Source organism: Streptomyces africanus (assembly GCF_030816955.1).
GTDB classification, from domain to species: Bacteria; Actinomycetota; Actinomycetes; order Streptomycetales; family Streptomycetaceae; genus Streptomyces; species Streptomyces africanus.
The window spans coordinates 3,413,119-3,425,799 of record NZ_JAUSYP010000001.1 but is presented as its reverse complement, the minus strand read 5'-3'; the positions used below and the strand labels follow the sequence as shown (position 1 = coordinate 3,425,799).

Below are 12,681 nucleotides of genomic sequence, written 5' to 3'. Positions count from 1 at the left end.
GCCCGGGACACCCTGACGCGCCCGCACGCCCGAACCTCCAGAGAGACCCCATGGACCGCCTCGACAACGCCATCCGCCCCTACGCCTGGGGTTCCCCCACCGCCATCCCGCACCTGCTCGGCACCGAGCCGACCGGCGAGCCGCAGGCGGAGATGTGGATGGGCGCCCACCCGGGCGCACCCTCACGCACCGGCCGGGGCACCCTCGTCGAGGTCATCGACGCCGACCCGGAGAAGGAACTCGGCCCGGCCGCGGTCGCCAGGTTCGGCCCCCGCCTGCCCTTCCTCCTCAAGATCCTCGCCGCCGGCGCCCCGCTCTCCCTCCAGGTCCACCCCGACCTGGAGCAGGCCAAGGAGGGCTACGCGGACGAGGAGCGCCGCGGCATCCCCGTGGACGCCCCGCACCGCAACTACAAGGACGCCAACCACAAGCCCGAACTGATCTGCGCCCTCACCGATTTCGACGGCCTGTGCGGCTTCCGCGCCCCGCTCGCCGCCGCGGGCCTGCTCGACGACCTCGGCATCGACTCCCTCAAGCCGTACGTCGACCTGCTGCACGCACACCCCGAGGACGCCGCCCTGCGCGAGGTCCTCACGGCGATCCTCACCGCCGACCCCGAGGAGATGTCCCGCACGGTCGCGGAGGCGGCCACCGCCTGCACCCGCCTCGGCGGCGCCTACGCCCCCTACGCCGACATCGCCCACCACTACCCGGGCGACCCCGGTGTCATCGCCGCGATGCTGCTCAACCACGTCCGGCTCCAGCCCGGCGAGGCCCTCTACCTGGGCGCCGGCGTCCCGCACGCGTACCTGAACGGCCTCGGCGTCGAGATCATGGCCAACTCCGACAACGTCCTGCGCTGCGGCCTCACCCCCAAGCACGTCGACGTCCCCGAGCTCCTGCGCATCGTCCGCTTCCGGCCCAGTGACCCCGGCGTCCTGCGCCCCGAGGCCTCCCCGGACGGCGAGGAGCTCTACGAGACCCCGATCGACGAGTTCCGCCTGTCCCGCTATGTCCTCCCCGAGGCCGGCGGCGCGCACGACCTCACCCGCGCGACCCCGCAGATCCTGCTCTGCACGGCCGGCACTGTACGGGCCGGCGAGCACGACCTGACCCCGGGCCGGTCCGTCTTCGTCCCGGCCGGCGAAAAGGCCGAAGTGTCCGGAACGGGAACGCTTTTCCGGGCCACCGTCGTCGCCTGACCGTTTCGACGCCCCCTGTGCTGGTGACCTGAAGCACCGCGGCCCGAGCGGGCTGCAACAATGGCCCACCGTCAAGCACGGGCAAAGTCACGGGCGGCTCACCAAGGCGAGCGTCCGGGCCCTGGAACGGCGTACGAAGGGACAACGCGAACACATGAGCGCGTCAGGCGGCACCAAGGCGATCGTGGCGGCACTGGGCGCCAACCTCGCCATCGCGGTAGCGAAGTTCGTGGCGTTCCTCTTCAGCGGCTCGTCGTCGATGCTCGCCGAGTCCGTGCACTCGGTGGCCGACTCCGGCAACCAGGCACTGCTCCTGGTCGGCGGCAAGAAGGCGAAGCGCGAGGCCACCCCGGAGCACCCCTTCGGCTACGGCCGCGAGCGCTACATCTACGCCTTCCTCGTCTCCATCGTCCTGTTCTCGGTCGGCGGCATGTTCGCCCTCTACGAGGGCTACGAGAAGATCAAGCACCCGCACGAGCTGGAGCACTGGTACTGGCCGGTCGGCGTCCTGGTCTTCGCGATCATCGCCGAGGGCTTCTCCTTCCGCACGGCCATCAAGGAGTCCAACACCCTGCGCGGCGGCCGCTCCTGGAAGCAGTTCGTCCGCCACGCCAAGGCCCCCGAGCTCCCGGTCGTCCTCCTGGAGGACCTCGGCGCCCTCGTCGGTCTGGTCCTCGCCCTCGGCGGCGTCGGCCTCGCCCTGCTCACCGGCGACAGCGTCTGGGACGGCATCGGCACCCTCTGCATCGGCGTCCTGCTCATCCTGATCGCCCTGGTCCTCGCCGCCGAGACCAAGTCGCTGCTCCTCGGCGAGTCCGCAGGCGCCGAGGAGAGGCAGAAGATCGAGGCCGCCGTCGTCGACGGTGACACCGTCACCCGCATCATCCACATGCGCACCCTCCACCTCGGCCCCGAGGAACTCCTCGTCGCCGCCAAGATCGCCGTCCAGCACGACGACACGGCCACCGAGATCGCCGCCGCCATCGACGCCGCCGAGTCCCGCATCCGCGAGGCCGTCCCGATCGCCCGCGTGATCTACCTCGAGCCGGACATCTACAGCGAGGCCGAAGCCGCCAAGGGCCCCGACCCCGAGGCGAGCCCCGGCGGCCCCACCCCGCACCCCGCCGACCACTGACACCCCCTCCCACGACTCCTCCGGCCACGGGGCCCGCCGAACCACTCGGCGGGCCCCGCCGCCTTTCCCCGCCCCCCGCCCGTCACGGGATCGGCTCGATGTGTTTCCCTGCGGGCTGGGGATCGCAGGCGCCCCCGGTGTAGCTTGGGACGGAGCCAGACGTCGCTGCTGATGGCGGTCGGGCGGTCCCACTGCGGACCGGCCGAGGGAGAGAGGGCCTCCGACGGACTGCGCTGCGCACACGCGGGCATGCCTGTGTCCTCTTTCGGGCACCCCTGTGTCCGCCGCCGCGCAGACCAGCCGTACCCACCTCGACCCAACCCCGAGGAGCAGCTCGCAATGACGACTGTCGAAAACCGACAGGACTTCAAGGTCGCCGACCTCTCCCTGGCCGAGTTCGGCCGCAAGGAGATCACCCTCGCCGAGCACGAGATGCCCGGCCTGATGGCGATCCGCAAGGAGTACGCCGAAGCGCAGCCCCTGGCCGGCGCCCGCGTCACCGGCTCCCTGCACATGACCGTGCAGACCGCCGTCCTCATCGAGACCCTGGTCGCCCTCGGCGCGCGGGTCCGCTGGGCGTCCTGCAACATCTTCTCCACCCAGGACCACGCCGCCGCGGCCATCGCCGTCGGCCCGAACGGCACGCCCGACAACCCGCAGGGCGTCCCGGTCTTCGCCTGGAAGGGCGAGACCCTGGAGGAGTACTGGTGGTGCACGGAGCAGGCGCTGACCTGGCCGGACAGCCCCACCGGCGGCCCGAACATGATCCTCGACGACGGCGGTGACGCCACCCTCCTCGTCCACAAGGGCGTCGAGTACGAGAAGGACGGCAAGGTCCCGTCCGTCGACACGGCCGAGTCCGACGAGCACCGCGTCATCCTCGAACTCCTGCACCGCACCATCACGGACGGCTCGCAGAAGTGGACCCAGCTCGCCTCCGAGATCCGCGGCGTGACCGAGGAGACCACGACCGGTGTCCACCGCCTGTACGAGATGCAGCGCGACGGCACCCTCCTGTTCCCGGCGATCAACGTCAACGACGCCGTCACCAAGTCGAAGTTCGACAACAAGTACGGCTGCCGCCACTCGCTCGTCGACGGCATCAACCGCGCCACCGACACCCTCATCGGCGGCAAGACCGCGGTCGTCTGCGGCTACGGCGACGTGGGCAAGGGCTGCGCGGAGTCCCTGCGCGGACAGGGCGCCCGCGTGATCATCACCGAGATCGACCCGATCTGCGCCCTCCAGGCCGCGATGGACGGCTACCAGGTCACGACCCTCGACGAGGTCGTCGACAAGGCCGACATCTTCATCACCACGACCGGCAACAAGGACATCATCATGGCCGGCGACATGGCCAAGATGAAGCACCAGGCCATCGTCGGCAACATCGGCCACTTCGACAACGAGATCGACATGGCCGGCCTCGCCAAGATCCCCGGCATCGTCAAGGACGAGATCAAGCCGCAGGTCCACACCTGGACCTTCCCCGACGGCAAGGTGATCATCGTCCTCTCCGAGGGCCGCCTGCTGAACCTGGGCAACGCCACCGGCCACCCGTCGTTCGTGATGTCCAACTCCTTCGCGGACCAGACCCTGGCCCAGATCGAGCTGTTCACCAAGCCCGACGAGTACCCGACCGGTGTCTACGTGCTGCCCAAGCACCTCGACGAGAAGGTCGCCCGCCTCCACCTGGACGCGCTCGGCGTGAAGCTGACCACGCTCCGCCCCGAGCAGGCCGAGTACATCGGCGTGCAGGTCGAGGGTCCGTACAAGCCGGACCACTACCGCTACTGAGCCGAGCAGCACCGCTGCCGGTCAGTTCGCTGCCGGTCAGATCGCCGAGGCAGGCCCCCGCACCCCCGTGCCGGGGGCCTGCCCCGTTCGCCGGACCAGCGACCCGGCCCAGCCCGTCAAGACCCAGGACCCCCATGCCCCGCGGCCGATATTCGCTTCACGATCCGCACGATCACACCCCCCTCGCAGAAGAACACTTCCAGTGCGCCCCCGGCCCGTCCGGCTGGCGCTACGTCTCCCAGCTGACCACCCCCTCGGGCGATCACCACGGCTCCGTCGACCTCACCCTCGACGAACTCGGCCGCCCCATCCGCCTCGAACTCCACGCCGCCGCCTGGCAGGTCCGCGGCGCCGCCCTCGACGGCGTCACCTGGGTCCGCACCGACCCCACCGGAACCGACGCAACCGAAGGCAATGTGCGCGCCCACGCCTTCACCGGCACCTCCCCGGCGTTCCTCGTCGCCACCACCCGTCTCCTGCGCCTCACCCCCTCCTCAGCAGGCACCCGCGTACGCCTCGTCGCCTTCACGGACCCGGTCCTCGCCCCGCGCACCGTGGACCAGTCGTGGACCTTGCTGAAAAGAGAAGCACACGCCACTGACAACGGCCCCCTGACCGTGGACGAATACCAGGTCACAGCCCTGGACACGGGCGAGCGGCACTCCGTGCACATCGCCGGGGACGTGGTGCTCGCGGCCCCCGGCATCGAGCTCGAAGACCTCGAATCACCGCCGTCGGTGTTCACCTGAGGCAGGCCCTCGCTGAACGGGCAGCCCGCCCTCCCCTACGCCGGCGGCACGAACCCGGTCCCAGGACGCTCACCCGCAGGCACCTCAGGCGACTCCGCGGGCCGAGCACCGCCGGCCGACTCCACAGCCTCACCGGGCGACTCCACAGCCGCACCGGACGGCTGAGCCACGGCACCAGGCGGCACAACCGGCGGTCGTCCGTATGCATCGGACGCCGCGCCCGCAGCCGAAGCGGTCCCAGCAACCGGAGTCGCATCGGCAGCCGTAGCGGCCGCGGCAGCCGGACTGGCCGACGAGGACGACCCGCTCCCGAAAGCCCGCCGAGCCTCCCGCGCCTGCCGTTCATGCACGACCGCCGCCAGATACGCCGCCGGCGGTACACCCTGCGGCACCGGAGACCCCGTCCGTTCCGCGAGATCCGCCGCCAGCCGCTCCGCCATGGACCACCCCACCTGCGGGTCCAACTGCTGCATGCGCGTCAGATACTGACGCACGGCGAGCCACAACCCGTCGGGCACCGCAGACAGATCGAGCCCCGAGAACCGCCCCGCCAGCCAGGGCGGGGGAGGCGGCACGAAGCCGGTCCGCGCGACCGGAATCCGCTCCCGGACGACGAGGGTCCCCGCGAACACATCCCCGAGCCGCCGTCCACGCGCCGACACGAACGAGGCGATACAGGCGACGACACCGAAGGTCATGAGGATCTCGATCACCCCGATCAAGCCCCTCACCAACGCATGCCGGAACCGGATCGGCCCCCCGTCGTCCCGCACCACACGCAGCCCGCAGGCCATCTTCCCGAGCGAGCGCCCATGACTGAGCGTCTCCACCGCGATCGGCCCGCCCACCAGCACGAGAACGAACGTCGCGATCGACAGCGCCGTCTGCGCCGCATCGTCCAGCGAGGCAGTGGAAACCACGACCGCGATGGTCACCGCGACGTAGACGGCCACGGCCGCCACAAGATCCAGCAACACGGCCAGCGCCCTGCTGGGCAACCTCGCGGGGCGCAGCTCCAACGCCACCGCCTCGCCCGTCACCAGCTCACTCACGCCCGCCGTCCTTCCCCTGCCCTGCCCCCGACAGGGGCCAGTCTGCCAAGCTGTGGGCGCATCGCGCCGCAGTACGACAAGCTGATCCACGACGAGCCGCCGACGAACAGCCGAGGAGCAGGCAGACCGATGGACCTCGACGTCTTCGTCTCCGCCCACCGAGCGGAGTGGGACCGCCTCGAAGCCCTGCTCCGCCGCCAGCGCCGCCTCAGCGGTGCCGAAGCCGACGAACTCGTCACCCTCTACCAACGCGCCGCAACGCACCTCTCCCTGATCCAGTCCAGTGCCCCTGACCCCCAGCTGACCGGCAGGCTCAGCCAACTCGTGGCACGCGCGCGTAGTGCCGTGACAGGCACCCGCCGCGCCTCCTGGCGCGATGTCACGCGTTTCCTCGCCCACGGCTTCCCGGCCGCCGTCTACAAGTCGCGCCACTGGTGGGTACCCACCGCGCTGCTGTCCACGGCGGTCGCGGCCCTCCTGGGCTGGTGGATCGGCACCCATCCCGAGGTACAGGCCTCCATCGCGGCCCCCAGCGAACTGCGTGACCTCACCCGCCCCGGCGGCCAGTACGAGACGTACTACTCCAGCCACCCGGCCGCCAGCTTCGCCGCCCAGGTCTGGACGAACAACGCCTGGGCCGCGGCCCTGTGCCTGATCCTGGGCGTTTTCCTGGGCCTCCCTGTCATCTGGATCCTCTTCCAGAACATGCTCAACCTGGGCATCGGCTGCGGCCTGATGTCCTCGGCCGGCCGCCTCGACACGTTCCTCGGCCTGGTCCTCCCGCACGGCCTGCTCGAACTGACCGCCGTCTTCGTGGCCGCCGGCACCGGCCTGCGCCTCGGCTGGACCCTCATCGACCCAGGCCCCCGCACACGACGCACAGCTCTCGCGGAAGAGGGCCGCGCCGCCATCGGCATGGCCATCGGCCTGGCGCTGGTCCTCTTCGTCTCCGGCGCCATCGAAGGCTTCGTCACCCCCTCCGGCCTCCCCACCTGGGCCCGCATCACCATCGGAGTCACCGCCGAGCTGGCCTTCTTCGCCTACGTCTATGTCCTGGGCGGTCGCGCGGCCCGCGCCGGCGACACCGGTGACGTCGAGGCATCGGAACGCAGTGCCACCGTCCCGACAGCTGCCTGAACGGCCCTACGGCCACCGGATGTGCGACCACGTCCGTTCAACTGCTAGTGTCCTCTTCGCCCCACAGGAGCCATTGACACGGCTCATGCGGGGAGGTAGATTTGAACAGTTGCCTGGACGTGGGGTACAGCCCCAGATCGGCGACAGTGAGCATCTGTCTGCTTCGTGAAACGCTGATTTCATTGAAGCCACCTCCCGATGAATCGGAAACGAGCGGCCGGTCAGTCCGGCTCAAAACTTCTGATAAAGTCGGAACCGCCGGAAAGGGAAACGCGGAAGCGGGAACCTGGAAAGCACCGAGGAAATCGGGTCGAGAAAAGATCTGATAGAGTCGGAAACGCAAGACCGAAGGGAAGCGCCCGGAGGAAAGCCCGAGAGGGTGAGTACAAAGGAAGCGACCGTTCCTTGAGAACTCAACAGCGTGCCAAAAGTCAACGCCAGATATGTTGATACCCCGTCTCCAGCATCTGCTGGGGCGAGGTTCCTTTGAAAAAACACAGCGAGGACGCTGTGAACGGCCGGGCTTATTCCGCCTGGCTGTTCCGCTCTCGTGGTGTTCATCCCGATTACGGGAAAACATTCACGGAGAGTTTGATCCTGGCTCAGGACGAACGCTGGCGGCGTGCTTAACACATGCAAGTCGAACGATGAACCACTTCGGTGGGGATTAGTGGCGAACGGGTGAGTAACACGTGGGCAATCTGCCCTGCACTCTGGGACAAGCCCTGGAAACGGGGTCTAATACCGGATACAACCACTAGGGGCATCTCTTGGTGGTGGAAAGCTCCGGCGGTGCAGGATGAGCCCGCGGCCTATCAGCTAGTTGGTGAGGTAATGGCTCACCAAGGCGACGACGGGTAGCCGGCCTGAGAGGGCGACCGGCCACACTGGGACTGAGACACGGCCCAGACTCCTACGGGAGGCAGCAGTGGGGAATATTGCACAATGGGCGAAAGCCTGATGCAGCGACGCCGCGTGAGGGATGACGGCCTTCGGGTTGTAAACCTCTTTCAGCAGGGAAGAAGCGAAAGTGACGGTACCTGCAGAAGAAGCGCCGGCTAACTACGTGCCAGCAGCCGCGGTAATACGTAGGGCGCGAGCGTTGTCCGGAATTATTGGGCGTAAAGAGCTCGTAGGCGGCTTGTCACGTCGGTTGTGAAAGCCCGGGGCTTAACCCCGGGTCTGCAGTCGATACGGGCAGGCTAGAGTTCGGTAGGGGAGATCGGAATTCCTGGTGTAGCGGTGAAATGCGCAGATATCAGGAGGAACACCGGTGGCGAAGGCGGATCTCTGGGCCGATACTGACGCTGAGGAGCGAAAGCGTGGGGAGCGAACAGGATTAGATACCCTGGTAGTCCACGCCGTAAACGGTGGGCACTAGGTGTGGGCAACATTCCACGTTGTCCGTGCCGCAGCTAACGCATTAAGTGCCCCGCCTGGGGAGTACGGCCGCAAGGCTAAAACTCAAAGGAATTGACGGGGGCCCGCACAAGCGGCGGAGCATGTGGCTTAATTCGACGCAACGCGAAGAACCTTACCAAGGCTTGACATACACCGGAAAACCCTGGAGACAGGGTCCCCCTTGTGGTCGGTGTACAGGTGGTGCATGGCTGTCGTCAGCTCGTGTCGTGAGATGTTGGGTTAAGTCCCGCAACGAGCGCAACCCTTGTCCCGTGTTGCCAGCAGGCCCTTGTGGTGCTGGGGACTCACGGGAGACCGCCGGGGTCAACTCGGAGGAAGGTGGGGACGACGTCAAGTCATCATGCCCCTTATGTCTTGGGCTGCACACGTGCTACAATGGCCGGTACAATGAGCTGCGATACCGCGAGGTGGAGCGAATCTCAAAAAGCCGGTCTCAGTTCGGATTGGGGTCTGCAACTCGACCCCATGAAGTCGGAGTCGCTAGTAATCGCAGATCAGCATTGCTGCGGTGAATACGTTCCCGGGCCTTGTACACACCGCCCGTCACGTCACGAAAGTCGGTAACACCCGAAGCCGGTGGCCCAACCCCCTTGTGGGGAGGGAGCTGTCGAAGGTGGGACTGGCGATTGGGACGAAGTCGTAACAAGGTAGCCGTACCGGAAGGTGCGGCTGGATCACCTCCTTTCTAAGGAGCACTTCTCACTCGGACCTAGTCCGGGTCAGAGGCCAGTACATCAGCGAATGTCTGATGCTGGTTGCTCATGGGTGGAACGTTGACTACTCGGCCGGATTCTGGGTCGGAGGCTGCTAGTACTGCTCGCAAGGGCGTGGAACGCATGATCTTCGGGCGGGAGCTGGTCGGGCACGCTGTTGGGTGTCTGAGGGAATGAACTTTCCTCAGTGCCGGCCCCGGTAAAGGTTCGCGTAAGCGGGCTGTGACGGGTGGCTGGTCGTTGTTTGAGAACTGCACAGTGGACGCGAGCATCTGTGGCCAAGTTTTTAAGGGCGCACGGTGGATGCCTTGGCACCAGGAACCGATGAAGGACGTGGGAGGCCACGATAGTCCCCGGGGAGTCGTCAACCAGGCTTTGATCCGGGGGTTTCCGAATGGGGAAACCCGGCAGTCGTCATGGGCTGTCACCCGCTGCTGAACACATAGGCAGTGTGGAGGGAACGCGGGGAAGTGAAACATCTCAGTACCCGCAGGAAGAGAAAACAACCGTGATTCCGGGAGTAGTGGCGAGCGAAACCGGATGAGGCCAAACCGTATGCGTGTGAGACCCGGCAGGGGTTGCGTATACGGGGTTGTGGGATCTCTCTTTCATGGTCTGCCGGCCATGAGACGAGTCAGAAACCGTTGATGTAGGCGAAGGACATGCGAAAGGTCCGGCGTAGAGGGTAAGACCCCCGTAGTCGAAACGTCAGCGGCTCGTTTGAGAGACACCCAAGTAGCACGGGGCCCGAGAAATCCCGTGTGAATCTGGCGGGACCACCCGCTAAGCCTAAATATTCCCTGGTGACCGATAGCGGATAGTACCGTGAGGGAATGGTGAAAAGTACCGCGGGAGCGGAGTGAAATAGTACCTGAAACCGTGTGCCTACAAGCCGTGGGAGCGTCGGAATGAAGACTTGTCTTCATTCTCGTGACTGCGTGCCTTTTGAAGAATGAGCCTGCGAGTTTGCGGTGTGTTGCGAGGTTAACCCGGGTGGGGAAGCCGTAGCGAAAGCGAGTCCGAATAGGGCGATTTTAGTAGCACGCTCAAGACCCGAAGCGGAGTGATCTAGCCATGGGCAGGTTGAAGCGGAGGTAAGACTTCGTGGAGGACCGAACCCACCAGGGTTGAAAACCTGGGGGATGACCTGTGGTTAGGGGTGAAAGGCCAATCAAACTCCGTGATAGCTGGTTCTCCCCGAAATGCATTTAGGTGCAGCGTCGTGTGTTTCTTGCCGGAGGTAGAGCACTGGATAGGCGATGGGCCCTACCGGGTTACTGACCTTAGCCAAACTCCGAATGCCGGTAAGTGAGAGCGCGGCAGTGAGACTGTGGGGGATAAGCTCCATGGTCGAGAGGGAAACAGCCCAGAGCATCGACTAAGGCCCCTAAGCGTACGCTAAGTGGGAAAGGATGTGGAGTCGCACAGACAACCAGGAGGTTGGCTTAGAAGCAGCCACCCTTGAAAGAGTGCGTAATAGCTCACTGGTCTAGTGATTCCGCGCCGACAATGTAGCGGGGCTCAAGCGTACCGCCGAAGTCGTGTCATTGCAGCATATACGGCCAACGCCGGCTGTGATGGGTAGGGGAGCGTCGTCTGCCGGGTGAAGCAGCACCGGAAGGTAGTTGTGGACGGTTGACGAGTGAGAATGCAGGCATGAGTAGCGATTCACACGTGAGAAACGTGTGCGCCGATTGACTAAGGGTTCCTGGGTCAAGCTGATCTGCCCAGGGTAAGTCGGGACCTAAGGCGAGGCCGACAGGCGTAGTCGATGGATAACCGGTTGATATTCCGGTACCCGCTGTGAAGCGTCAAACATCGAGCATCGTGATGCTAAGGCCGTGAAGCCGCCCCTGATCTCTTCGGAGTGAGGGGGAGTGGTGGAGCCGCCGAACCAAGCGGTTAGTAGGTGAGTGATGGGGTGACGCAGGAAGGTAGTCCAGCCCGGGCGGTGGTTGTCCCGGGGTAAGGGTGTAGCCCGTCATCTAGGTAAATCCGGGTGACATGAGGGTGAGACCTGATGCCGAGCCGATTGTGGTGAAGTGGATGATCCTATGCTGTCGAGAAAAGCCTCTAGCGAGTTTCATGGCGGCCCGTACCCTAAACCGACTCAGGTGGTCAGGTAGAGAATACCGAGGCGTTCGGGTGAACTATGGTTAAGGAACTCGGCAAAATGCCCCCGTAACTTCGGGAGAAGGGGGGCCACATCCGGTGATGAGCTTTGCGCTCTGAGCTGGGGGTGGCCGCAGAGACCAGCGAGAAGCGACTGTTTACTAAAAACACAGGTCCGTGCGAAGCCGTAAGGCGATGTATACGGACTGACGCCTGCCCGGTGCTGGAACGTTAAGGGGACCGGTTAGTCACTCTTCGGGGTGGCGAAGCTGAGAACTTAAGCGCCAGTAAACGGCGGTGGTAACTATAACCATCCTAAGGTAGCGAAATTCCTTGTCGGGTAAGTTCCGACCTGCACGAATGGCGTAACGACTTCTCGACTGTCTCAACCATAGGCCCGGTGAAATTGCACTACGAGTAAAGATGCTCGTTTCGCGCAGCAGGACGGAAAGACCCCGGGACCTTTACTACAGTTTGATATTGGTGTTCGGTTCGGCTTGTGTAGGATAGCTGGGAGACTGTGAAGCGCTAACGCCAGTTAGTGTGGAGTCGTCGTTGAAATACCAGTCTGGTCGTGCTGGATGTCTAACCTGGGTCCGTGATCCGGATCAGGGACAGTGTCTGATGGGTAGTTTAACTGGGGCGGTTGCCTCCTAAAGAGTAACGGAGGCGCCCAAAGGTTCCCTCAGCCTGGTTGGCAATCAGGTGTTGAGTGTAAGTGCACAAGGGAGCTTGACTGTGAGACCGACGGGTCGAGCAGGGACGAAAGTCGGGACTAGTGATCCGGCGGTGGCTTGTGGAAGCGCCGTCGCTCAACGGATAAAAGGTACCCCGGGGATAACAGGCTGATCTTCCCCAAGAGTCCATATCGACGGGATGGTTTGGCACCTCGATGTCGGCTCGTCGCATCCTGGGGCTGGAGTCGGTCCCAAGGGTTGGGCTGTTCGCCCATTAAAGCGGTACGCGAGCGTGGGTTTAGAACGTCGTGAGACAGTTCGGTCCCTATCCGCTGTGCGCGTAGGAGTCTTGAGAAGGGCTGTCCCTAGTACGAGAGGACCGGGACGGACGAACCTCTGGTGTGCCAGTTGTTCTGCCAAGGGCATGGCTGGTTGGCTACGTTCGGGAGGGATAACCGCTGAAAGCATCTAAGCGGGAAGCCTGCTTCGAGATGAGGACTCCCACCTCCTAGAGAGGGTAAGGCTCCCAGTAGACGACTGGGTTGATAGGCCGGATATGGAAGCACGGTAACGTGTGGAGTTGACCGGTACTAATAGGCCGAGGGCTTGTCCTCAGTTGCTCGCGTCCACTGTGTTGGTTCTGAAACCACGAACAACCAAAGTGCCGGTTGTCAGTTTCATAGTG

General features: G+C 64.9%; 6 protein-coding genes and 2 rRNA genes. 7 read left to right on the top strand and 1 reads right to left on the bottom strand.

The genetic code is table 11. The features are described 5' to 3' along the window. Positions 1-50 precede the first annotated feature (50 nt). The 4 genes from manA (at position 51) to QF034_RS15680 (ending at position 4,883) form a co-directional block, all read left to right on the top strand. Complete coding sequence (gene manA, locus QF034_RS15695; protein WP_307175548.1) at positions 51-1,202, top strand: mannose-6-phosphate isomerase, class I; 1,152 nt, start codon at positions 51-53, stop codon at positions 1,200-1,202. Between the two features lie 154 nt (positions 1,203-1,356). Next, positions 1,357-2,337 carry a cation diffusion facilitator family transporter gene (locus tag QF034_RS15690; RefSeq protein WP_307175547.1) on the top strand — a complete coding sequence of 327 codons (981 nt, stop codon included), beginning with the start codon at positions 1,357-1,359 and terminating at the stop codon, positions 2,335-2,337. Between the two features lie 339 nt (positions 2,338-2,676). Further along, complete coding sequence (gene ahcY, locus QF034_RS15685; RefSeq protein ID WP_307175546.1) at positions 2,677-4,134, top strand: adenosylhomocysteinase; 1,458 nt, start codon at positions 2,677-2,679, stop codon at positions 4,132-4,134. Between the two features lie 134 nt (positions 4,135-4,268). Further along, positions 4,269-4,883: a hypothetical protein gene (locus QF034_RS15680; protein ID WP_307175545.1), complete on the top strand. Its 615-nt coding sequence runs from the start codon at positions 4,269-4,271 to the stop codon at positions 4,881-4,883. Positions 4,884-4,918: 35 nt separating this feature from the next. Here the strand turns inward: QF034_RS15680 and QF034_RS15675 are convergent, their stop codons facing one another. Continuing rightward, the gene (locus QF034_RS15675) at positions 4,919-5,935 is read right to left on the bottom strand and encodes an RDD family protein (protein WP_307175544.1); all 1,017 of its coding nucleotides are present in this window, start codon (positions 5,933-5,935) and stop codon (positions 4,919-4,921) included. Positions 5,936-6,064: 129 nt separating this feature from the next. Here QF034_RS15675 and QF034_RS15670 point away from each other — a divergent pair, with 129 nt between their 5' ends. The 3 genes from QF034_RS15670 to QF034_RS15660 all read left to right on the top strand — a co-directional run bounded on the left by QF034_RS15670 (position 6,065) and on the right by QF034_RS15660 (position 12,610). Next, positions 6,065-7,072 (top strand): stage II sporulation protein M, encoded by a 1,008-nt coding sequence (locus tag QF034_RS15670; RefSeq protein ID WP_307175543.1) that lies wholly within the window; start codon positions 6,065-6,067, stop codon positions 7,070-7,072. Between the two features lie 579 nt (positions 7,073-7,651). Then, positions 7,652-9,179: ribosomal RNA gene (locus QF034_RS15665) — 16S ribosomal RNA — on the top strand. Between the two features lie 304 nt (positions 9,180-9,483). Next, positions 9,484-12,610, top strand: a 23S ribosomal RNA gene (locus tag QF034_RS15660). The 16S and 23S rRNA genes sit together here, the layout of an rRNA operon. The last annotated feature ends 71 nt before the right edge of the window (positions 12,611-12,681 follow it).

Bases quoted from the DNA above. Each gene is read 5' to 3' on its own strand.
- QF034_RS15690 (WP_307175547.1), top strand. From the start codon at position 1,357: ATGAGCGCGTCAGGCGGCACCAAGGCGATCGTGGCGGCACTGGGCGCC.
- ahcY (WP_307175546.1), top strand. From the start codon at position 2,677: ATGACGACTGTCGAAAACCGACAGGACTTCAAGGTCGCCGACCTCTCC.
- QF034_RS15680 (WP_307175545.1), top strand. From the start codon at position 4,269: ATGCCCCGCGGCCGATATTCGCTTCACGATCCGCACGATCACACCCCC.
- QF034_RS15670 (WP_307175543.1), top strand. From the start codon at position 6,065: ATGGACCTCGACGTCTTCGTCTCCGCCCACCGAGCGGAGTGGGACCGC.
- manA (WP_307175548.1), top strand. From the start codon at position 51: ATGGACCGCCTCGACAACGCCATCCGCCCCTACGCCTGGGGTTCCCCC.